We start from the raw sequence: 24242 nt of genomic DNA, 5'->3' as shown, positions 1-24242 counted from the left end.
GTGCCCCGTAGCGATTAAGAAGCAACTGAAAAAGTTTAAAACCACTTTTTCAGTTCCTTTTATTTGTATGGCAATGGCTGCGCTCGTCGCTCGCATGATAGGAAAAAAAACACTCCTATCATGCTTTTTAAAGATTGCGACGGCTACGCTCATTGCTGAGGGACTGAAAAAGTGGAAAAGCACCACTTTTTCAGTTCCCATGCGAGTAGGCGCTGGAGCTGGACAACTTGCCCGAAGGTGCAAAAACTTATACTTTCTTATCTTTTAAAACTAAACGAACAAAAAAGCATACCAGAAAATGGCATACTCATCGCATGTTTTCCCGGTAACCCGGCTACCATTGCATTTCGCTTTAGGCCCGTGGCTTTGCGTCCTCACCTTTCGATAAGTTTGCCATTTTCGAAAAATCTATTTAATTCCATATAGCCATTATATTTACACATGAGTATAAAGTCTAGTATTTTCTACAAAATAAGACAATAAACTCCATTTTCAGTCACATACATAGTACTTTAGTGATATATCATCTGAAATATTTTCATTCATAGATTTCCTATTCCCTTAACTAAAAGATCTAAACATATAAAATGGAAGTTTCAGCTAGACAATGCCCGATGGTGCAAAATTTTATATATTCTTATCTTTTAAAAATAGAGTTTTCTCGCTAAAGAATCAGAAAAGACACACCTTCATTAACGAAGATGTGTCATTATAAATTGCTATTGCATGCATGTTCCAAGTTTAATAATAAATCGTGTCTCTCGATTGTTGGAATCACAGGAAATATCTCCCCCATGTTTTTCCACTATTTTTTTACAAACGTATAAACCTATTCCAGTCCCCTTTTCTTTCGTTGTAAAGAATGGTTCAAAGATTGTTTCCTGGACACTCTTTGGAATGACTGGCCCATTGTTTTTCACCGTTATATAGATATGACCTTCCCGCTTATCACAAGTCACATCGATCTCACGATTCCGTTTATTTTGTTTCACCGCATCAATGGAATTGAAGAGAATATTTAAAAATACTTGTTTTAATTCTTCCTTATTTGCGTGAATTTTCAACTCCGTACTGAAATGAGTTGTTATATTTACGTCCCCTTCCACGATACTTGGATACAAAAATCGCAAAATATCATCGAGCAGTTCGTGTAAATCCACCTCATCCACTTTTTTATCCTTCGAATCGGCCTTTGATGTGTGTAGAAACTGGGTGATTCGAAAGTTTAATTGATCCAGTTCTTGATCAATAATATCTAAATAGGGATGTGATGTTAATTCTTTTCTTAGCAATTTATTAAATCCTATGATTGATGTGAGCGGATTTCGAAATTCGTGTACAAAACTAGAAGATAGCTGCCCAAGGACCGCTAGGCGATCGTTATGTGTTTGCTGAATAAAGGAGGTTTTTTCTTGAATTTCATTATCTTTCAGAGTGGTATACCTCGATACTGCATAGAAACAAAATTGATCAAAATACTCATTAATGTTTTCAATAATCTGTTGAAGTTCTTTATGAGGTACACCTGATTCAATTACGTATTTAACGATAATACTTCTTCCTCTATTAACGTTATAAACAAAATCTCCTATGTTGACTCCTGCCTCCATCCGTTCCCGGGCTACTTTATGGGCCAAATTCTTCAAATTTTCTTCACAGGTAATTCCCAGCAACATTTTTTTGACTAATAAATACATTTGATATCCATTTTCTCTAATATCTTCTTTAAAAATATCATTATTGCTGGTGACTATACTTGTCTCCCACAGTTCCATAAAGTTAGTCTCTTGTCTTTCAAGATGTTCAATGACAAGTTTTGAGATATCCTTTAAATTCTCTGTGTATGGCTTCAAAAGAATAAACCTCCTTTCAGATAAAGTTATTCCTTGTGGTAATGAATTTCTTTTTGGCTTTGAATGCCGATTTTCCTATATAGATGACGAATAATCGCATATATTGAAAAAATATGATTAGAACTTAAAATATATTCGTATTATATTTACATTTTGTGGGTATTAATTAAGTTTTTTTCGCTAAATTTCCATAAGAAAAATAGTATTATATCCTACTCTCCCCTATCTCATTTGAAGATTACTATTTTTTGGACGCCAAGCTCCAGTACCATAACATTTTCAAGCGAATTTTAGAGTCACTTTATTTTATATCATATACTCGTTGAAACAAGATCGATTTATTGATGGAGTCAAACTAGCACCTAATCATTTGATTAGATGCACACTTTTATCTTGTTATTAACTTTAGAAGTTCTTCGTGGTGAAAGCAGACTTGTCCAAATTTCTAGGCGCTGTTTTTGGGAGTGGTTGAATCGGCATAAATTGTAGCTCAACATGCCATTGTTCATAAAACGATTTTTCTGTAAAGATTTCACCATAAGTCCCCCTATCATACACCAAATCGACGATAGGTTTTTTACCGTTGCTTCCGAATGTCACCTTCTTGTGCAATTCCGCTTTTCCTTGCGTTAAAGCTTAGCGGTTTGCGAATGTAACGGACATTCTTCAGCAAACTATGTATTCGGTAACTGGCTGGCTTATCCCACGTAACGACGTAACGACGTAGCCCCTTTAGCTTTGCGTCACCATTTTTCAATGGTTTTGCCCTTTCGTACGATTTATGGTGTTTCTTATATTATCATCCATATGATTCATATCTTACCATAAGGAATTATAACTAAAAAATTCCACTGGATAGAACATTAGAATCTCTAACTAGGTATTTATACCTATCGAATCTCAATTTTGAATTCTATTCTATCTTTATTAAAGTCTGGCAGGATTTACTTATAATCTATTAATATACTTATGTATGCGCTTCATTAACTTTGCGTGGGGAGGCACTGAAAAAGTGGTTTTAAACTTTTTCAGTGGCCTCGGTTCCCAAGGGTCTGTGTATCAAATGGGTGTAAACTGGTAATTGGGAGACAGATCAAGCACCGTTATTCTTTAAGGAAAGTGTTGTAAGAACAAATAAGAATATTAAAATCGCTTAAGGTTCTGAATGTTTTTTTGTTAGTGACCTGGGAAAACAGCACTGAGTTAGGGGGATCCAGTGCTGTTTTATTTATTCCGGTAGCATGTATAGATGTGGGCATTTCTACAAATTTCTTTTGACAATTACCTAGTACCTTTTGATTATGGTTTGCGGTTAATCCAGGCAATAACAGTGGCCAGCAGAAAAAATATGAGCATAATCAGTAGAATTTCGGTGTATCCTCCAAACCAGTCGAAAGCAATACCAAATGGTAATGGTCCTAACGAAGACGCTATAACAGTGGATGTAAAACCTATCCCTTTAATACTTCCAAGATGTGCCCGTCCGAAATATTGTGGGATGATCATGGCGATACATAGTGTCCCAAACCCTCCGGCAACCCCTCTCAATATTCCAAATAGCAGGGCCATATTGTAACTGTCTGCCATGATTAAGACTAGGACACCTGTTGCTTCAATAAAAAAAGTAAAGGCAAATAGCTTATACAATGGCATGCGCTCCAAAAGAAATCCAGCGAAAAAACTGATTGGAAATGCTATCAAGGCCATGATACTGAGTATAAATGCTGATTCTCCCCGCGTCATTCCCCCTCCTCCAAGGATGGACACGATATGAAACGTCATTCCAGTATTCGCCATGGCCGGAACAGCTATACAGAAGAGAACACCCCAGAATACCCAGCTCCGTATCGCCTGTTCTAATGTCCAGCTATTTTCTTCTATTGTGGAAAAACTCGTATCTGTTTTGCTTTGTTGAGATACCACTTCCAACGGAGTGTGTTCTTGATCCCCAAAAGTTTTCTTCTGGTCTGGCAGTAATCCAAAGTCTTCTGGACGATTATGCACGAATATCCAGGCAAGTGGGACGAAGCTTATCAGCAGTACGACGGCCCACACTTGCCAAGCTCCGCTCCAACCGTATTGATGAATGAGCCACACGTTTACGAGGGGCAATGCGGCTGAGCTGAGGAATCCTCCCACCTCCATGAATGCAAATGCTCTACCCCGTTTTCGCACGAACCACTGAGGTATCAGAGTATTCGGGACCAGTTCCATCAATCCTTGACCGAAAAGGCGGATGAGGAAAAATCCGATTAGGAGCATGAATGGCCCAAGGATGAGACTGTTGAAAAAGCAGGCCACGGCGAGCATAATACCGGCGAAAACAGACATCCAGCGCTGGCCTACTCGGTCTATGAGTTTACCCATAAAGATCATGACTATTCCTGATGCCATGGTGGCAGCGGAATAGAGGGTTGAGATAAGTGATCTGCTCCAGCCAAATTCCTCCACGTAAGCGTCAATGAAGATGGAGACGGAATAGGTTTGACCAGGCCCTGATAGGAACACGGCCCACGCACCGATGATTACGATGATCCAGCCGTAGAAAAATGGTGTTTTCTGTACTATCTTTTTTCGGGAATGTTGATTTTTATTATGGGAATTATTAGGATAATTTTTTGACTGATCATTGCTTCGCTGTTGCTGCATTTCAGATCCCCCTCTGGTATTATAAACACAGATGTCTACTATTCTAGCAAACTTTTTGGGGATGTGGCAGTTTGAAGTTTGTAGTTTGTGTTCATTCCGTTTCGGGATCACTTAGGAAAATGGAGAGACGGGGTTATTAGCGAATCAGTGGTTGTAGCCGAGTTGATGGATTGGAGATATCTTGCATTCTCAGGTTAATTATTGAACTATGATGCAATAGAGGAGACTGCCCCTCAAAGTCATTTTATTCAACGACATATTAGGACAGCCTCACTTCATTTTAATAAAGGTACTTTCTTTTTCCCATTCCCATCATCTGTTATGTTTTAATGTGCCCCTGTGTTGGCGCTACTTTGGTTTCGTTTATTGATCATATTCACTCCCATGACCAATGCCACCACTTCATCATTAAATAAATTCTCTGATTGATTTGTTAACTGATAGACAGGGGACTCAAAGAATCCACTTAAGCGCCGGAATTCTGCAATAACATCCTCATCCGAATTTAGAATTTGATACTCTTTGGAAAATGCTTCAGATTTAATCGAGTAAATCCCACGTTCTCCAGCATCATACTCGTATTTTTTTGAAAAAAAAGACATTCGTTGTTTCAGGCTTCCGAGCGCATTTCCATCCCCGTCAGAAATGTTCCAACGAAAGGAAAAAACAGGGAAATGCCCCTTTACTGTAATATTACCGTTTTGATCAAGTACATCAACACTGGAGGTAAAGGCACTTTTTAAATCTAGAGATCCAATACGCTCCTTGTCTCCGTTAAAAATTTCCGTAATTCCAGACGAGAAGAAATTATCCCTAAAATAAATGGTAGACTGTGGCATCGATACCTTCTCCTTTCAAATATCATAGTATATGTACGATGATTTGCCACTAATAGTTTCAATCCTTCTCTCCGTTTTGAATTTGGACTTCTGTCTCTCGGCTTAGTTTCACGAATGATCTGATAAAAATTGTTTATAATCTTCCGAACTCCCTAAAATCCAATACGGAATACTGATTTAGGCATTTAACGGTTATGCGCCCTTAGTAAGTGTACTCCGATGATCATGCCAACGATCTCATAGACACTGATTGGTTCTGTGTGAATATTATTCAGTTGCACTTTGTATACCCTTGTAACCTTAAACGCCGATTCCACATCACGGTACTGCACCACTTCTATCCCACCACTATTAATGATTCTATAATTCTTTGAATAAGGCTTACAGACAATGGTGTAAAACCCCCGATCTCCAGCGTCATAATCATATTTTTCTCCAAATAACGGCTGGCGTCGTTTTATTTTACCAAGTTGGCTTCCCTCACCATCTGTGAGGTACCAAGACTTCTCCACGAACTGGATTTTTTTCGATGGATCAACAGGAGGTGGGTATCCATGAACCTGAATCTTCCCTTCCATATCTAACAAATCCATATCACTTGTTGTTAATCCTTCCCCATAATCTATCGTTCCCAGTTGCTCTTTTTCCCCATTAAGAATCTCGTATTTCCCTTTCAACACTAATGGGAGCTTAAAAAATATCAATGAATTCGGCATTCCAATTTCCTCACTTTCCATCTCATATTTTTCCAATAACGATGCCCCTACCTTACTTCAAGCGGTTTATTCAGCCAACAATTATGGAGATGATATGTTAAATGATAATGCTGATTTTAAATAATTAAACTGCAACGAAGATGCCCGGTGTCTGAAGCGAAAAATCAACATTGAACAATAACAAATCCTAATAAATTTAATAAATGATCATGATTTTATCCGGAATTTGATATAAAAAACTCCAATCATAACTACTATCGCTTCCCATTTACTAATGTTGTCATATGCGGGACCTAGTTTTATTTCATAAACAGGTATGGCCCTGAAAAGTCTACGCTTATCATAAAACTCTGCAATTTCCATTCCATCACTAGTACGCATTTTAAAGTGACGGGACTTCTTTGGGGTAATTGGAAACGAGCCCATATTGCCGGCATCGTAAATGTATTTTTCAGCAAACCATGTGGGCTCCAATTTCAAAGTCCCAATCCAATTTCCTGACCCATCTCTTACAACCCAGTCATGGGTTTTATACGCCAAGAAATCAGCCTTCAAAAGGAGATTCCCATCCAAATCCAACACATCCACACCAAGTGATTGCTCATCCCTAAAATCCAGAATTCCAATCTGTTCTTCATTCCCATTCTTTAATTCTGCCTTTCCTTTGAAAAATAGCGTGGACTTATAGTAATAAGTTGTTGTTACCATCCTTCCATTCCTACTTTCTTATTTTGGTTGTATTCGTAATTCCGGAGTTAAATTAAATGGTGTAAATGGTGCTTCCGTCTCCTTTCTGTAAGGAACTTGTCTATTCCTTGTAGGTGAATTCTTTCATACACCAGAGTAAACTTCCCTGTTTTCATTAGCTCCCCGTTTAAATTCGATCTTCTATTCCGTATAATAGGGAATGTAGTCTGCATTTGGCATTTGGCTTTTGTATGTCGTTTTCCATTTATTCCAATCAATTATATTCCAAAAATTCTAATAATTCACTATAAATCGAGGTGTTCTTATGGAAATATTTTTATGGATCCTTATTGTAGTTTTTTTTATCGTCAGTTTTATTGGACTTATTTACCCGATCATCCCTGCGATCTTAATGATTTGGGGCGGCATTGCCATTTTTCACTTTTTCATTAATCCGGACGCTCTTTCCTGGTGGACATGGATGAGCGCTATTATATTAACAATACTAATTTTTTTGGCTGACCTATTAACAAACCTCTATTTTGTGAAAAAATATGGTGGATCGAAGGCAAGTATGCGAGCTGCTACCATAGGTCTCATCATAGGATGTTTTGTCATTCCTCCATTTGGTATACTCATCGTTCCATTCATCCTCGTTTTTATCGTTGAAATGGTCCAGGACAGGACATGGAAAGAATCCTTTAAAGTTTCCATTGGTACCCTTTTAGCATTTCTAAGCAGCACATTTGCAAAGGGGCTTATCCAACTGACAATTATTATCATCTTCCTGATCGACGTCCTACTAGGATGAAAGAGGTGAAAGAGGTGCCTGTCACTTGTCGAATTCGACAAGTGACAGGCACCTCTTTAGTTATACCAGAACACATCTCCCTGTTGGTCTATACTTTCAATCCATTTTTCAGCAGAAGATCCATCAGGTTCTCCGATCCACACTTCATGTTTTTCCCAATTCGATCGTACCCAAGCCACTTTCCCTGCACCACTTAAATAGACCGGATCAAAATCTCCATAATCAAACAGTAGATCAAATAAGTTTTGTTGGGTATTTTCATCAATGTCTATATGAATTAATTCCGGAAGGACCCGCTTGGCAGGATCATTGGACCAATCTTGTTCCTCTGCCCTCGAAACGATGACATGGCGGTCATCTGTCCAAGTAAAACTTAGGTCAACAAAGTTTTCCGGTGTATAAGGTGTGGACCTAAAACCATGATATTCCTCCACTTCAAACTGTTTATTTTTAAATCCAAAAACTAATCGACCTTCCCCGGCAATGTAACCTAACAGATTCCGGTTTGGTGCCCAGTGAAAATGAAATCCTCCTGCCATTTCACCGACAATATCAAAATTTCTCCCGTCTGCCGACAATACTGTGAGCATGTTATTGTCCATTGCCCATGAGGCTGTGGGATGAACTTTGAACGCAATCCAACTTCTGTCCGGGGACCAACGAAACTTACCTGTTCCGATTGACAGAATCTCACTGCCCCCTTTTCGGAGCGTTCCTGGAACGGTAAAAAATCTTTCCCCTTTTTTCACATCTGCCTCCGTCTCCCCGTCTAATCTGATTTTATATAAAACAGGATTGGTCCACCCATCCAACTTTTTCTCTCCATTTGAAGTGACGAGAAATCCCGATCCATCTGGCATCCAAGTGTAATTATCAACCCCTGTAGCCACGTTAAAAAACGGACCCGGTTTTCCATCACGAAAATCAATGACGTTTAGAACACCAACACTATCCTTCTTAAACGCCAGAATATTCCTGTCTGGTGCCCACTGGAACTGATAACCTTGTTGAAACACAGAGTAAGCGGAATCCGTCTCTAGATGATAAACAAGAATCTCCTCTTGATTGGAACTCTGTTTCAATGGTTTGGAATAGGCAAGCCACTCCCCATCATGGGACCATTTAGGCGTTTGGTTGCTGGGGGTATCAGAAATCATTTTTTCTCCCTTAACCGTCTTGATCCAAAGTTGGTCATTATGGTTATACGCAGCCTTTAGATTTTTGTGGTGTGAAACCCGATGAATGGGAGTAAGAGTAAAAGCAGGTGTTTGTGACGGTGCAGATATTAGTGAAACTGCTGGTGGAATTTCATTTTGCCGGTTCTTTTTCAAGTCTATATGGTTAGCCTGAATGACTTCATGATGAAGAAAAAATGAAAGCAGCACAATCAATAGTGTCATCGGGATAAATTTGATTATTCGATTATAATACCTATTAACATGTTTAATTGTTTTGCGTGTCACCATAAATGAGTCCTCCATCCTCAAAATATTGCTTCACGAATCGCATGGCAGAAGTAGCAGAGTAAGAATGATACTGAACGATACTGAAAGGTACTATACTGAAACAAACGATTCATAAAACCATTTCCCTTATGTTAACCAAAACTCCAAATATAACTAATTCTATTGAACACCTTTCCCTATCTTCTCCCATTCTTTCAAGTATCTGGATTGGTATCCCCTTCCCTCCATCTCCTTCCTGACAACAATTCAAGCAATCCCCCAAAACAACACAAAAAAGTCGGGGACCTGGTCCCCGACTTTTTTGTGAACTTTTATTTAAATTACACTTGCTCCATTTCAGACAGTAAATAGTGATAAAGGAGCCTCGTTGTATTCTCAATTGACGACACATGTGTACGCTCATAGGCATGGGATGAGTCAATCCCAGGTCCCACTAACCCATGGACGATATCATTGCCCGATCGAATTGCCGCGGATGCATCTGACCCATAATAAGGGTAAATGTCCAACTTATAGCCAACCCCATTTCCCTTTGCCAGATCCACTAATTTTTTCCGCAGCCCATAATGGTAAGGTCCACTCGCATCCTTCACACAAATGGATACCGTATACTCATCCGTTGACTGCCCGTCACCCATGGCACCCATGTCCACTGCCAAATACTCTACCGTCTCCGGCGTCACATTCGAATTTCCACCGTACCCAATCTCTTCATTATTGGATATAAGAAAATGAGTCGTGTAAGGAAGTTCCAGCCCATCTACAACCACCTGCTTGATCAGCTGAAGCAATATCCCTACACTCGCCTTATCATCCAAATGACGAGATTTCAAAAAACCGTTCGGCAACAGCTGTACCCTTGGATCGAAGGAAACAAAATCCCCCACCTCAATTCCCAGTTCCCGAACCTCCTCGGCACTATTTACCATCGCATCAATACGAACTTCCATATTCGTCTGATTTCGCTCCGCCTTACCCGCGTCCTTATACACATGGACCGAGGTTTGATGCATCAAAATCGTCCCAGTGAACTTCTCCCCCGACACCGTTTCAATCTCACAATATTCCCCTTCGATTGCATTGTAACGAAAGCCCCCGATCAGATCCAACTTCAATCGACCACTGGACTTAATCTCCTTTACCATCGCACCGAGGGTGTCCACATGCGCCGTTAACATCCGATGCTGCGAATCATCCTTTCCACGAATCGTAGCAATAAGACCTCCTTTTCGATTTCGATGAGTTTCCACACCTAACTTCCCTAAAAAGCCCTCCACAAACGAAATAACCTCTCCAGTATTTCCAGACGGACTTGGAATCGAAACCAACGTCTTAATTAAATCCACTGTTTCCCCAGAATTAGGATATACCAATTAAACCCCTCCATTATGTACGAATATGATGCCGTCAATCCTAACCTTCTAAATTACTTGGACAGAAACTTAAGAAAAGCGTAAGCGCCTATGGTCACGAGCGGCTTTCTTATCTCTAAATAAAAACATCCATCCATACTCCTATTTTACCCCGAACCACACAAAAATCCAAAGACCATCTAACCAGAAACATGGCGTGCGGCACCACAAAACCCTTCCAATACTCCTATGGAATACAAAAGTAATCTGTCCCCACCTAGAGAGTGGGGTACAAGCTCCTAAACTTGTCCTTCCTATTTCCCCCACCACTTACAAAAAAGCACTCTATCTATTACTAAAACCCTATGAATCTAGTATAAAATATACCTTTCATCCCATCTCATAGAAACTACCTCCAAATAATACCAATCATAATACCTTGTATTCGACAAATATCGGGAGGTGCCTGTCACCTCCCGATTGTCGGTCGTTACTACTTTACCAATTATTCGAGGGTTCTCGGGGGCTACCATTCCTTCCCAACCATGTTCCGAACAAATGGGACTCCTACTGTCACTGTTCGCACAACTTTGCATGCCCCATCCCAAATTCCGTCGAATATCACACATTGTATTATCAGAAAATTTAAAATACGATACAAATGAACATTTACAGACAATCCCAGTTCAGAAAGGAGGTTCATCTCTTTCACAACTTTCAAGTCTGTAAATAGCCAATTAAAGGAGGAATCTATTATTTTTAATCGACGAATTACTAGAAGAATATCTGTGATCCTCATTCTTATTTTGTTATTCACACCATTTGCATCCGTTGCTGCCAATACCAGCGGATATAACAGCAACTCCAAAGATATAACAACGATGAAAGAGGTAACAAAAAAGCAGGCGGAAGCAAAAGTAGAGAATACCATCATGAAAGACCTGGAAAAGAGTGAGTACGTTGAAGTATTAATTGAATTAACCGAACAAGTGGATACAACGAAGGTTGCGGCAGAAGCGAAGCAAAAAGCTGGCCTAAATGCAACAGACCATCATAAAAAAATGACTGCCCGCTATGCTGTTGTGGACAGTCTGCAAACGGCGGCCAAAACGACACAAGAACCTATTATCGCAACACTTGAAAAAGCGAAGGAAGCAGGAGACGTTAAAGAGTTTCAAAGCTTTTATATCATGAATGTCATCTCCGTTACTGCCTCCAAAGAAGTAATAGAAAAACTATCCTATTTTCCTGAAGTGGCCTCCATTAAAGAAAATGCACTGGAGAAGCTTGTGGAACCGGTTAAAGGGGAAGAACCACCTGTTATCGCCAGTGATGATAGCATTGAATGGAACATCGAAAGGGTGCAAGCACCTGACGTATGGGATACATTCGGCGTTACCGGTGAAGGAATTGTAGTTGGTGTAATTGATACAGGAGTACAGTGGGACCATCCTGCACTAAAGGATAATTTCCGCGGTTACAACCCTGAAGACCCAGATAATCCTGATGCTTTTGGGAACTGGTACGATGGAATTGGAAACAATTCTTTACCATTCGATACTCACGGTCATGGAACACATGTTACCGGGACAGTGATGGGACAAGAGCCAACCGGTGATAACAAAATTGGGGTGGCACCAGGTGCCCAATGGATTGCAGCGTCTGCCTGTTCTTCTGCCGGTTGTCCAAGAGATGCTTTATTGGCAGCAGGGGAATACATGCTGGCACCTGAGGGAGATCCTAGCCTTGCACCGGATATTGTCCAAAATTCATGGGGGAGCGCTCCTGGTATAGATGAGTGGTATCGCCCAATGGTTACAGCTTGGCGTGACGCCGGACAATTGCCAGTGTTCTCTGCTGGGAATGATGGTCCTGGTGCACAGACCGTAACACCACCTGCTAATTATCCAGAGTCCTACGCGATCGCCGCAACAGACAGTAATGATATAGTTGCCAGCTTTTCAAGCCGTGGTCCTGCGAACTATTCTGGAGATCAAAAGCCTAATCTTTCAGCACCAGGTGTAAGCATTCGTTCATCCGTGCCTGGAAGCAGTTATGAAGGTGGACCATTGTGGAGTGGTACATCTATGGCTTCCCCGCATGTTTCTGGAGTCGCTGCTTTATTATTATCCATCGACGCTTCCTTATCTCCCGATGAGCTTGAGGAAATCATGAATGAAACAGCTACACCATTAACAGACAGTCAATATACAGAAGTACCAAACGATGGTTATGGGATGGGATTAGTCAATGCTTTTGAGGCAGTATCCCTCATTGCTGATGGTACCGGATTTATTAGTGGACAAGTTCTGACAGATGGCTCTGATGAAGAACCACCTACGATTGAACATCATCCAATTGATTTTACCTTTTCAGGGTTAGAGCTTCCAATAACTGCAACGATCACAGATAATGTGGCAGTTCTAGAAGCAGAAGTTATTTTAAGTCATGAAACATTGGAAGAAGATATCTCTATTCCCCTATCCCGTGTTTCTGGAGATCACTTAAACGGAAATTACCAAGCTGTTATTCCACCAATGTATTCCATTGAACCAGGCTTTGAATATCAGATTCTAGCCCATGATTTTGGTGGGAATACAACTGCCACTGATACATTTTTTGTGGAAGTACAATTTGGAATCGTTCCTGGGGAATATAGTCAAGACTTTGAGGACTATCCTTTAGGATGGGAGATGAACGGAAGTTGGGAATGGGGTGAACCATCCGGAGATAGCCCAGATCCTGTAGTCGGGTCGAAAGTGATTGGGACAAACCTTTCCGGAAATTATCCTCCAAATGCAGCAGACTTGTTACTGTTGCCACCAATGGACTTGCGTGATGCGGAAGAAGCATCCTTAAGACTAAATCACTGGTACGACATTGAAGCAGGTTGGGATTATGGTTTCATTGGTATATCCACCGATTTAGGTGAAACATGGGAATTAATTGATGAATTTTCAGCCCGTGATCAAGAGTGGAGAAACCTGTTTATTGATTTAAATCCATATGCTGGTTCGGAAAACCCTATTTTTGTGGCATTCGAGTTAGTATCTGACGGTATTATTGAGTACACGGGATGGTACCTGGATAATGTGGAACTTGTGGGAGAAGACACAGAAGCACCAGATGCCCCAACCGGTTTAGAAGCGTCAAGCACTTCCACAGGAATTAACCTCTCGTGGAATGCTTCCATTGCACCGGATACTAATGGATACAATATATATCGGACAACAACATCCGGTTCCAATTATGAAATGATCGGTACTACCGCACATACGGAGTTTACCGATAATGCTACGGAGGCTGGTCTTGAATATTTTTATGTTGTAACAGCATTTGACTATTCTGACAATGAAAGTGACTACTCCAATGAAGTTTCCGGAATTCCTCCTGCTGTGGAATTCATCTTCCACACGGATTTTGATTCAGACAATGGAGGATTTACTACTGGCGGAACAAATAATAGCTGGGAGTGGGGTGTACCTACGTCCGGTCCTGGGGAAGCTTACTCTGGTGAAAGCCTATGGGCAACAAACCTTTCTGGAAGCTACAACAATAATGAAGACAGTTGGATTATGAGCCCAGAAATTGAATTAAGTGCAGACCTTTCCTTTGCGGAACTAAACTTTACCTACTGGCAGAATATTGAAAACAACTGGGATTTCGGTTATGTGGAAGTAACCAGCGATAACGGTTCCACATGGGATACTTTAGAATCCTATACTAATGTCTTTGAAAACTGGAATACAGGAGAAATTTCCTTAGACAGTTATATCGGAGAAACAATTCAATTCCGTTTTGCCTTAGATACTGACGGTTCAGTTACCCGTCCAGGCTGGTACATTGATGATGTCTACGTATTAGGTGCCGTTGAAAATGGAACTGAACAGAAACCTAGTATCCAGACAGAATCAACGCCATTGGAACGTGTTTCGGTTGATACATCAAGGGAAAAACTATCAGGTTACGAGATGGAATATGTGATTCAAAAGGAGTCTGCTTCCTACGAGTACAAAAAAGTTTCCGGTGGAAGCAATATCCTTTCTTCTGACGGACTTCCTGTATCCGGAACAGTAACCATTCTGGAAACGAACAGAACCACTAATACGAATCCATTAACCGGAGAATATACACTCCGCAGTGGAGCAACCGAGGAAGGGGAAACTGTAACCGTAAGAGCGGAAGCATATGGATTCTATCCTGAAGAAGTATCCCTGTCCATTACAGAAGATGAAACAACCTATCATAACTTTATCCTAGATCCGTTGCCTTCCGGAAATATCGAAGGAACAGTTACGAACCAATTCACAGAATTTCCTGTAGCGGATGCATCTATCCGAGTAGTGGAAGATCCACTCGTCCCATCTGTAACCACAAATGAAAGTGGAAACTTCCTGATGGAAAATATTTACGAAGGGGATTACACATTACACGTCACTGCCCAAGGTTACCATCCTGCATATTATGATGTAACCGTCGAGGGTGGCGAAGTCGTTGAATTGAACATCAGCTTAGAGCAATTCATCGGATATGAAGATGAAATTGCTTATGATAATGGAATTGCAGAAAATGCATTAGTACTAAACGCAGCCGGAAATGGGCTAGGAGTCAAATTCTCACCAGATGGAATGGCCGAAATAAGAGGTGTAAACATGTTCATCTGGGGATCTGATTTCCCATCACCAGGCGGAAATGAAATCAATATTGTCGTTTACGATACAGATGAAAATGGAAATCCGAATGAGCGGGTAATTGGCCCTGTCCCTGTGGAAGTGGAGCGCGGTGACTGGAACTATATCGATTTAACCGACTATAGTTTTACAACAGACAGGGATTTCTACATTACCACCCTGCAAGACCAAATCGGAGACTTCTCTCCAGCAGTAGGAACGGATGAAGAATTCCCGAATGCAGAAAGATCCTATCTATATATAAACGGTGCATTTGAACCGCATTTCGATAACGGTAACTTTATGATCCGTGCTAATGTTGCGTACGCACTCCAAGCACCGGAAATTACTTCTCCTGAAGATGGATTGTATACTTCAGAAGACAGCATTGATATTACCGGTGAATTCGGTGGTGACGGTGAAATCACTGTCTACAACAATGGAGAAGAAACAGGGATTGCCGAAAGAGATGGTTCTGGACCATTTACTGCCACAATCTCCCTATCTGAAGGGGAAAATGAAATCTTTGTTCAAGGTGACGCTGATGGAATTCCATTACCATCAAATTTAATCACTGTCATTAAAGATTCCATTGCACCAGAAATCACTATTGAATCACCTTCAGAAGGGTCAGTGACAAACGCCCAAGTGGTGGACGTTGCAGGCTTTGTTGCTGATGAAAACTTGAGTACTGTTTCTATTAATGGAACAACTGTTGATACTGATGAAGACGGGGCTTTCTCTCAACGATTAATTGTTGATGAAGGGGAAAACACCTTTACGGTGGAGGCCTTGGATTTAGCCGGAAATAGTTCTTCTGAGACAGTAACTATTTTCGTCGATTGGACAGACCCAACGATTGAAAATATCGAACCTTCAGAAGATGTTACGATTGCACCTGGAGAAAGTGTCACGGTCTCCTTTACGAGTGATTCGGAAGGTGGAGAAGCAAGCTTCCGCGTAACTATTCCAAGTGCTATGAGCACTAATTCTGTGGGCACACAAATGGTGGAAGTAGAACCAGGAGTGTACGAAGGTACATGGACAGCACCAGATGCCCACTTTGAGAATGCAGTTATTGAGATAACAATGACTGATGCTGCAGGAAATACAGCAAGTGCTGTTGCCGGTGGTACCCTTTCCGTCATCGAAGAAGAACCAATGACCCCTCAAGAGTTGGAACAGTTCATCGATGAGTTAGTGGACAGTGGTGAAATTCCGAGACAAGCTGGGAACCAATTGGGGAATGCCCTATCCAATGCTGAAAAACACTATAGCGGCGGGCGCATTAACCAGGCTATTAACCAATTGGAGTTGTTCCTGTCCCGTATTGACAGTAACCACATGAGAAATGTTTCTGATGAAGTGAAGGAAACTTTAAGAGAAGCTGCAGAAGCTTTGATCGAAGAATGGTCTGAGTAAGAAAGAACTCAGCCGGAAAAACACCTAACACTCGGAAAACAGCATTAAAGTATGAAAAGGAGGAAGTCATCCACTGGATGACTTCCTCCTTTATTAAGTGCATCTGCTACTGAATCTAGTTCCTAAAAGTCACTGCCTTAGGAGATCGTGAGTATAGGCACATCACTTTTTATTAAGAAACGATAATCGTATGTTTTTTATGGTATTGCTGGGGTGTATAACCAAGTGTGTTTCTTAATGTCTTAACAATAGAACCTTGGTTTTCTCCTTTGCCCCCCAAACAACAGCAACAATCCTATAGACAGTAAGATAAGACCGGCTAATAAAATCGAATACATCGTTGTTGCCGTCTTTGGTAAGTTCTCCATCGTAGTCTCAGTTCCTGCCCCCTCCTCAGAAAGTGCAGACTCCTCTTCTACTTGTTCTTCCGGAAGTGAAATCTCAACGTCCCCTTCTTCCGTTTCTTCGGACTTGGCCGCTTGAATCATCTCTTCTGTTAGTGTATCAAGTGCCAAGATGCGTGTAACCAGTTCCCTGATTGCCTCTTCAATGGCTTCCCTATTTTGAGGATCTTCTCCAAGCAAAGCCTTGAGTTGTACTACCGCTTGTTCAACAGATGTATATACATCATCAGAGATAGTTCCACCTGCTGAAATATATCGTCTCATTGCGTTCCCAGCTAATTCCAATACCTTTTCTGCTGATGTTATACTATTCGCAAGTTCCTTCATCGCGTTAGCATATTCCAAGTCTTTCCTTGCACGCTCCAGTTCGTCTACAGCAAGTTGGAGAGATTCCGTTGCCAATTCTAATTCATCCCTATCCTTTGGCTCCGCATTTAATGCATCATCCAACTCACGTATGGCAGAAGCAACATTCTCATATACGCTGTCCTCCGTTTTCCCACCAGCCGTTTCGTAGTTTCCTTGTTCTTCTTCTGCCCGTTTCTTTGCATCAACTGCCGCTTTCACCAGGTTATCCAGATCTTTTGCTGCTGTGGCTTTCTCTAATTCCTCCACTGCCTGTTGGAGGTCTTCCGTCGCATTTTCAATCGCTTCCCTGTCTTTCGGCTCTGCGTTTAAGAGGTCCTGTAAAATCGAGATTCTAGTATCCACATTGATGAATTCTAGTTCACTATCTTCACCACCAACAAATAAGTGGTTCTCCATTGCCTTTTCTCCATCGGCAATGGTATTCTCAGCCTCCAATATGGCATTTTCTAGTGCCAATATATCTTGTACTTCCTTTAATGCTTCAACAGAATCATTTAATGATGCCGTCGCTTCTTCCAATGCCTCCCTATTTACTGGCTCTGCTGCAAGGATGTCCTCCACCACCTGAATGGCTTCTTCCACATCACGGTAGACAGCATCATCCGTATGTCCACCGGATTCTCTGTAATCAAGTTTCGTTTGATTCGCCCTGTCCAAAGCCCCGTTAGCCTCATCGATGGCATCTTCCATCTCCTTCTTTAAACTTTCGGAAAAAACAGTTATTCTATCACTCTCTAATCTATTTGATTCCGTAATACTGACTTTTACAACGTCATGTAGACCTACGTCTAATTGAAGTGTGGACGTACTTCCACTGTTATTAATTTCCTCCACAAGTAAATTACCATCTTCATCATATACGCTTATTTTTGCCCCAACCGGAACTTCCTCCACTAAAAGGACATTGCCATTCTCCAAAGAATCCAATGTTGCATTCTCCATCACTATTGCATCACTACGAACAACGGCGATTTGTTCCGCCCGATCACTTTCTACCCCTTTTACTTCTTCTGTGAAAGATACATGGACAGTATCTCCTTCATTTAACGGAATGTCGTCTAATTGGACAGAACCACTTACAAGTTCCGATGTACGAATTAAATCTTCTCCAAAATAAATCTTCACCACCGTGTTATCAGGTACACCAGTTACAGTCACGGAATTATCCGTGGCATTTACAATGATATTTTCGGTTAACGGGTGAATAAGTAAAAAAACTTTCAGCGTTTTCCCCATTGAAATATCAACTGGAGCTATATTATCCGTTGACAAGCCCCCATATTCCACCATGTATCCGTCCACGTCTTCTTCATTAGCATAGTCATTCCAATAACCATAATACTGGGAAGCCGTGCTTGGTGTAGACCACGGAGCACCAGCAGGACCAAAAATATGGGCGTAGTATTCCCCTTCCCCATAATCATTTGGTTCTTCGTGATGCCAGTTATTATACATGCCATTGACAGGGGAACCATCTGCTTCCCCTTCCCAGAATTTCATTCCTGCTTCTGGCCCTGTTACCCAATACCAGTTGCCTTCTGCTTCCCCTTGATTGGCATAACGGTTTTCTCCTAAGGCAGAGTTAATCGTCTCATACCAATCTGAGGCTCCGAGCCACCCTTGTCCTTCTGCCTTTTCTTTCACAAAATTATTTTCTTCATCCGAAGTAATCGTTGCTAAATAACCTTGACGGCCATATAAATATCTTTCTCCTGCCTTAACCTTTGCTTCCGTCCAAGAAATTCCCCTAGCAGGGACAAATTCATAAAAATGCTGGGTTGGATCAAAATAAAGGGCTGCTCCAATTGTAACTGTAATATCTCTCACCATGCTACCAGTCGAAATCGTTGAAAATGTCACACTACGTAACGCATCCTCATAGTCAGCTAAAGTGGCGTTCCCCGTTAACGTTAACACTCCGTTATTATCATTATAAGTTCCAGAAATTCCATTTTGATTATTAAAGTTTAGAGTATCCCCTACCATAAAATCATTGATGACAATCGACGCCTGATCTAAACTAGTTGTAGTGGAAATATCAATCGTTAAAGCTGGATCCACTGGTACAGCATCTCTTTCCAGAATAAATACCGGTGATACATTGGATGATTGAATTCCTTCTCTCCCTCCATTTTCCGCCAAAACGTCATTTTCTTGAGCGATAATTGGAAAAAATGGGGTTGCTACTAGTAAAAAGGATAGGAACATAATCCAATGCTTTCCAACTTTTTTCCGTTTAAATTTCTCACTTCTCGGTATCCAATTTTCCATCTCATACCTCTCCTTTTCTTACTAAAAACGTTGTGTTCAAAATAGTGAACGATTTGGAAAAGATAATAGAATTTAATTCATCTCTTTACAAAAAGAATCAGATTATCTTTTCCAAATCTACCATTAACCAAGGACTATATAATTATATTATAAAATAGATTCAGATGAGATTGTATTAAAACTAGTTTAAAACTACTATAAAATTTCAATTTTAATCTTGATTTTTAGTATCAAATACCCATACTGGAGCTAGACAACGATAAGATAACTTTTACTTTCTTAATCTCTAAAAGGAAAAAATCCAGAACGAATGTCCTGGATTTCTATTTTAAATATTTTTTACAATAGCGACAAAGTTAAAAGGTGATGATAATACGAGGCTGATTATTCTTTTAATAGAATATATCCTCTTCCTTTAACCGTTTTAATGAGCTTCGGTTCCTTTGGATTATCTTCTATTTTTTTACGGATTCTGCTTATATGAACCGAAACGGTTAAGGTATCCCCAAGGCTATCCGCTTCCCACACTTCCTCATATAATTTCCTGCTGCTGATCACTTGGTCAGGATTTTTCGCCATATAAAAAAGCAAATTCATTTCACGCGGATGAAACTGAAGTTCTCGCCCATCTTTTTGTATCTTATTTTTTTGAAAGTTCAATTCTATGTTTTGAATTTTTAAAGTGTCTCCCTCGTCTGCAATTTTTTTAAAACGAATATTCGCTTCAATTCTTGCAGCAAGGACTTTATTATCAAATGGTTTGATGACATAATCGTCTGCTCCTGCCATTAACCCTTCTACCACATCTTCCGAATCTCGGCGCCCCGTCACAAAAATAATTGGTGTGGTATGGTGTTCACGAATTTTTTTACATACTTCAATCCCTGATATTTTCGGCATATTTACATCGAGAAGAATCAGATCAGGCTTTTCCATTTGAAACTTCTGGAGCGCTTCTTCCCCATTGCTAGCAAAAACGATTTCATATTTTTCCTTATCAATATAAATATCCAGTAGATCACGGATTGCTTCATCATCTTCTGCAATTAATATTTTTTTCAACATTCCCACCGTCCATCACAAGTGAATTAGAACTATAACACTTTATATTAAAGGTTTTTCCAAAAGAAAACTATTGTAAAAATGAGAAAATATACGATAATAATACTTAAAGTACCATCGTTAAATATAGTGAAAAACCACTATCGTCATACTAATATACCATAGAGTTAAACAACTGCTCAACAAGGAATGACAGATCTTACCAACCCGAAACTATTAATCCCTAAACTCAACCATAAGGAATCGTGACTATGATAACTGAAAATTTTTCAGCAAGTATCTATCCGGCATTATTTTTGCTAAGTGCACTTATCATGTGTATATTAGCCCTCCTAACATTGAAATACCGTAGCAACACCTTTGCTAAATACTTTATTTTATTTTTGCTTCTTAATGCATTTCAGTCCGTTTCTTCTATTTTTGAAGTGACCTCAACGAATCTGGAGACGATGATTGTCTGGAGGAACCTTCAGCAAATCCCTTTATTTTTATCACCTGTTTTATTGTTTACCTGTAGTTTAGAGTGTATGGGAAAAAGTCGGTTTGCGAAAAATACTCTAGGTTTTATCCTATTTCCAGTCCTTGCTTACTTAATCTTAATATTTACAGATTCCATTCATCATTTGATGAGAAGTGAAATAAATGTGCTTCAGTATTCTGGAATATCAAGGCTTGCTATCGAATCCACACCCTTGAGTTCGGTGTTTATCTTTTACACTCAATTATTAGTCTTACTTTCCTTTGTATTGCTCATAGCAAATGTAGTGAGAAAGAATGGGACAAATCGTAATCAGACGATTTTTATGATTGTTTTAATTAGTTTCATTATTATTAGAGGTCTTTCTCAACCATGGTTGAACTATTATGGTCTCGATTTTATTGCCCTTGCTTATATCCCTGCCGGTTTTATTATCTTTTTTGCACTAAGAAAACAAAGTGTTTTCACTGTCTACCCTATTGCGAAAGATTATATTATCGAGAATATGGCAGACGGAATAATTGTTTTTGACAAGAAATATAGGATTGTAGAGTTTAACTCTACCGCCCAACAACTTGTAAATAGTTATTCAAAAGTAAAACTTGATGCCACGAATGTCCCGGCACCTCAGGAGATAATCAAGTATATTAAGGATTTTGAACAAAACCAAATTGAAAAATTTGATTATCACTACTGGAATGATGGAGAATCTCTGGAATTTGAATTAAAAATTTCCCATATAAAAGACAAAAAAGATAAATTACTTGGGTTTCTCATGGTTATACACGATGTTTCTGAATATAAACAACTTCACCGAGAACTAGAGAAGTCAGAAAGGGAAAGACTAGAGTTATTTTCAAATGTTTCCCATGACCTTAGGAACCCGTTGACTTCTATTATTGGATTTTCCGAAGCAATGCTTAACGGTAAAGCTGAAACAAACAGAAAATATATTCAATATATTTATGACAAATCCATGTATATTCATTTGCTCGTGGAAGATCTCTTGTACTTAACAAAGTTGGAAGCAAAAGCAGAAAAATTTGTCTTTGAGGAAATAAACAGTATAGAGTACTTCCAAAAACTTTGTAAGATCCTTAAGGAAGAAGTTACGTCACAAGAAAAACATTTTCAATGCAATATTGATAAAACACTACCAGATATCTTTATTGATAATAATGGTATAGTACGTGTCATTGATAACTTAATCAGCAATGCCTTGAAATATACTGAAAAGGGTGCAACGATCGGTTTTTCCATTCAAAATCAGGGTAGTCATTTGAAAATTCTCGTATGGGATACTGGAACAGGAATTCACCCAGAAAACTTACCAAATGTTTTTATTAGATATTTTACAGATCATAAAACGGCTACAAGTCATGGACTTGGACTTCCAATTTGTAAGCAAATTGTGGAAATGCATGGGGGAGAAATGGGAGTCACCAGTAATTATGGGGAAGGTTCTACTTTTTATTTTACCCTTCCTGTCATGAATAATGATATGTCAGATGGATAATCTGAAGTTGCAGAAGATGGTCATAATAGATAAAATGAAAAACATGTCTAAAATTTAATATATTTTTACTACCAGGAGGCACAATACATCAATGACCCAATTTAGACTTAAAATAATTGTAATTGCATCCATACTATTTTTCACTCTACCAACCATCAGTTTTGCTGAAAAAATTCTAGTTATTGACCCTGGCCACGGGGGGAAATTCCCAGGCACGTGTGGATACTCCGGGGAGGCAGATGGGTTCTGTGAAAAAGATGCCAACCTCCTTGTTGGATTGAAGTTAAGGGAAATTATTGAATCAACTAGTGATATTTCTGTTCAGATGACAAGAACAGCGGATATGGAATTCGCTCCCATATTACGTCAAGTTATTGGTGGGGGACAAGTTGGTGACTTGGAAAAAAGAATGGAAGTTGCCAATGGATTTGTGGAAGGAAACAACGACAATAGCATTTTCATATCCATTCACTTTAACCAAGATATAAATAGTTCCTCTACTCATGGAATGGAAACATATTATTATGATGGAGTAAATCATTATAAACCGCAACACCCACCTGATCCTATGCAATTAGAATTTCTTTCAGAAAACAAAAGGCTTGGAACGATAGCTCATCAAAATCTCCTGAATTCTTTAGGACTAAGGGATCGTGAATTAAGGAACGACCAAAGTTTTTATGTCCTTCGCAGTGCCAGAATGCCTGCTATCTTAGTGGAACTGGGATTCATGACAAATCCGCAGGAAGAACAATTAATAAAGTCAGAATCCTTTCAGTGGGATGCCGCCCAAGCATTAGCAGACACGGTAATGGAATATTTTAAAGTATATGAAGTTTTTGATAGAGAGATGGAAAAATTAGGAGTCTTTGAAGAACAAGAAGATGCACTAAAGTTTGCCGTAGGTTTGGAAATGGATGGTGTAACCGTGTTTGATAAAGATAAACAACGGAATATTTATCCTGAACCAACTCAAGAAGAGCTACTCTTTAGTCTTCAAGAACGGTTTGATAAGCTTATAACAAATAACAAATTAGCGAACGGAAAATACCAGACGTTCCCCTTAAAACTTTTTCACTGGAAGCAAATTGAAACGAGATAAGAAAAGAGGAAGCGCCTATGTGCTTCCTCTACTCGTATTTCTTCCAAGTGTGGATCCGTTCATCGGGCAGAACGCCACGTCCTGTGGCATGCCCGATATTAGGACGTCCTGTCCGTCCATCGGGCAGAACGCCACGTCCTGTGGCATGCCCGATATTAGGACGTCCTGTCCGTCGAGGCAACTCGAAGCATATTCGAAGGGCTGCATCGCTCGCGTGCTGCCACTGAAGTAAACGCTCGTTGGACAGCGAATTCGAAGAAGTAGCTAGAAGTCCGCTCTTTGACTTCGGTTGTCACTTCCGAAGTGCCTTAGGGACTGTAAAAGTGGAAAAGCACCACTTTTACAGTTCCCATGCGTGTAGGCGATGGAGCTAGACAATAAGAAAAGCGTATTCGCCTAAGGTCACGAGCGTAGGGCAGTGGAGGAATGACAACAGAAGTCCGCTCTTTGACTTCGGTTGTCACTTCCGAAGTGCCCCGCAGCGAATATGGAAGAAACTGAAAAAGTTTAAAAACACTTTTTCAGTTCCTTTTATTTGTATGGCAATGGCTGCGCTCGCCGCTCGCCTGATAGGA

Annotated in this window: 16 protein-coding genes and 2 riboswitches; of the genes, 5 read left to right on the top strand and 11 right to left on the bottom strand. The window is 40.0% G+C overall.

The window, feature by feature from the left end:
* A partial coding sequence (locus KS419_RS02770; RefSeq protein ID WP_217064561.1) for a hypothetical protein occupies nt 1–268 on the top strand: 268 nt, incomplete at its 5' end.
* 53 nt (nt 269–321) lie between these two features.
* A riboswitch (cyclic di-GMP riboswitch) is annotated at nt 322–405 on the bottom strand.
* Between the two features lie 314 nt (nt 406–719).
* Here KS419_RS02770 and KS419_RS02765 read toward each other — a convergent pair.
* From KS419_RS02765 to KS419_RS02745, 5 genes are all read right to left on the bottom strand, one after another.
* Nucleotides 720–1853: a histidine kinase N-terminal domain-containing protein gene (locus KS419_RS02765; protein ID WP_246593622.1), complete on the bottom strand. Its 1134-nt coding sequence runs from the start codon at nt 1851–1853 to the stop codon at nt 720–722.
* A 681-nt stretch (nt 1854–2534) separates the two neighbouring features.
* Nucleotides 2535–2630, bottom strand: a riboswitch (cyclic di-GMP riboswitch).
* A 522-nt stretch (nt 2631–3152) separates the two neighbouring features.
* Nucleotides 3153–4502: an MFS transporter gene (locus KS419_RS02760; protein WP_217064560.1), complete on the bottom strand. Its 1350-nt coding sequence runs from the start codon at nt 4500–4502 to the stop codon at nt 3153–3155.
* Nucleotides 4503–4828: 326 nt separating this feature from the next.
* Complete coding sequence (locus tag KS419_RS02755) at nt 4829–5341, bottom strand: LURP-one-related family protein (RefSeq protein WP_217064559.1); 513 nt, start codon at nt 5339–5341, stop codon at nt 4829–4831.
* A 185-nt stretch (nt 5342–5526) separates the two neighbouring features.
* Nucleotides 5527–6093 carry a hypothetical protein gene (locus tag KS419_RS02750; protein ID WP_217064558.1) on the bottom strand — a complete coding sequence of 189 codons (567 nt, stop codon included), beginning with the start codon at nt 6091–6093 and terminating at the stop codon, nt 5527–5529.
* Between the two features lie 171 nt (nt 6094–6264).
* Nucleotides 6265–6765 (bottom strand): hypothetical protein, encoded by a 501-nt coding sequence (locus KS419_RS02745; RefSeq protein WP_217064557.1) that lies wholly within the window; start codon nt 6763–6765, stop codon nt 6265–6267.
* 304 nt (nt 6766–7069) lie between these two features.
* Between KS419_RS02745 and KS419_RS02740 the strand changes: the two genes are divergently transcribed.
* Nucleotides 7070–7555, top strand: coding sequence for a DUF456 domain-containing protein (locus tag KS419_RS02740; protein WP_217064556.1), 486 nt, complete (start codon nt 7070–7072; stop codon nt 7553–7555).
* A 56-nt stretch (nt 7556–7611) separates the two neighbouring features.
* On the opposite strand, the gene KS419_RS02735 is transcribed toward KS419_RS02740, so the two are convergent.
* From KS419_RS02735 to KS419_RS02725, 3 genes are all read right to left on the bottom strand, one after another.
* Nucleotides 7612–9021 carry a TolB family protein gene (locus KS419_RS02735; RefSeq protein ID WP_217064555.1) on the bottom strand — a complete coding sequence of 470 codons (1410 nt, stop codon included), beginning with the start codon at nt 9019–9021 and terminating at the stop codon, nt 7612–7614.
* Between the two features lie 320 nt (nt 9022–9341).
* Nucleotides 9342–10394: a M42 family metallopeptidase gene (locus KS419_RS02730; RefSeq protein ID WP_217064554.1), complete on the bottom strand. Its 1053-nt coding sequence runs from the start codon at nt 10392–10394 to the stop codon at nt 9342–9344.
* Between the two features lie 505 nt (nt 10395–10899).
* Nucleotides 10900–11190: a hypothetical protein gene (locus tag KS419_RS02725; RefSeq protein WP_217064553.1), complete on the bottom strand. Its 291-nt coding sequence runs from the start codon at nt 11188–11190 to the stop codon at nt 10900–10902.
* Here KS419_RS02725 and KS419_RS02720 point away from each other — a divergent pair.
* Complete coding sequence (locus KS419_RS02720) at nt 11162–16465, top strand: S8 family serine peptidase (RefSeq protein WP_217064552.1); 5304 nt, start codon at nt 11162–11164, stop codon at nt 16463–16465. The genes KS419_RS02725 and KS419_RS02720 overlap by 29 nt on opposite strands.
* Before the next feature lie 242 nt (nt 16466–16707).
* Here the strand turns inward: KS419_RS02720 and KS419_RS02715 are convergent, their stop codons facing one another.
* Both KS419_RS02715 and KS419_RS02710 read right to left on the bottom strand, forming a co-directional pair.
* A complete protein-coding gene (locus KS419_RS02715) occupies nt 16708–19509 on the bottom strand; it encodes an LPXTG cell wall anchor domain-containing protein (protein WP_217064551.1) in 2802 nt (933 codons plus the stop codon).
* 384 nt (nt 19510–19893) lie between these two features.
* Nucleotides 19894–20571: a response regulator transcription factor gene (locus tag KS419_RS02710; RefSeq protein ID WP_217064550.1), complete on the bottom strand. Its 678-nt coding sequence runs from the start codon at nt 20569–20571 to the stop codon at nt 19894–19896.
* Nucleotides 20572–20822: 251 nt separating this feature from the next.
* Here KS419_RS02710 and KS419_RS02705 point away from each other — a divergent pair, with 251 nt between their 5' ends.
* Nucleotides 20823–22565, top strand: coding sequence for a histidine kinase N-terminal 7TM domain-containing protein (locus tag KS419_RS02705; protein WP_217064549.1), 1743 nt, complete (start codon nt 20823–20825; stop codon nt 22563–22565).
* 91 nt (nt 22566–22656) lie between these two features.
* Nucleotides 22657–23667 (top strand): N-acetylmuramoyl-L-alanine amidase family protein, encoded by a 1011-nt coding sequence (locus tag KS419_RS02700; protein WP_217064548.1) that lies wholly within the window; start codon nt 22657–22659, stop codon nt 23665–23667.
* A gap of 28 nt (nt 23668–23695) precedes the next feature.
* Here the strand turns inward: KS419_RS02700 and KS419_RS02695 are convergent, their stop codons facing one another.
* Complete coding sequence (locus KS419_RS02695) at nt 23696–23848, bottom strand: hypothetical protein (RefSeq protein ID WP_217064547.1); 153 nt, start codon at nt 23846–23848, stop codon at nt 23696–23698.
* Nucleotides 23849–24242 lie beyond the last annotated feature (394 nt).

It is taken from the genome of Evansella tamaricis, from assembly GCF_019042215.1.
Lineage (GTDB): Bacteria > Bacillota > Bacilli > Bacillales > Salisediminibacteriaceae > Evansella > Evansella tamaricis.
This window is presented reverse-complemented; position numbering and strand designations above follow the sequence as displayed.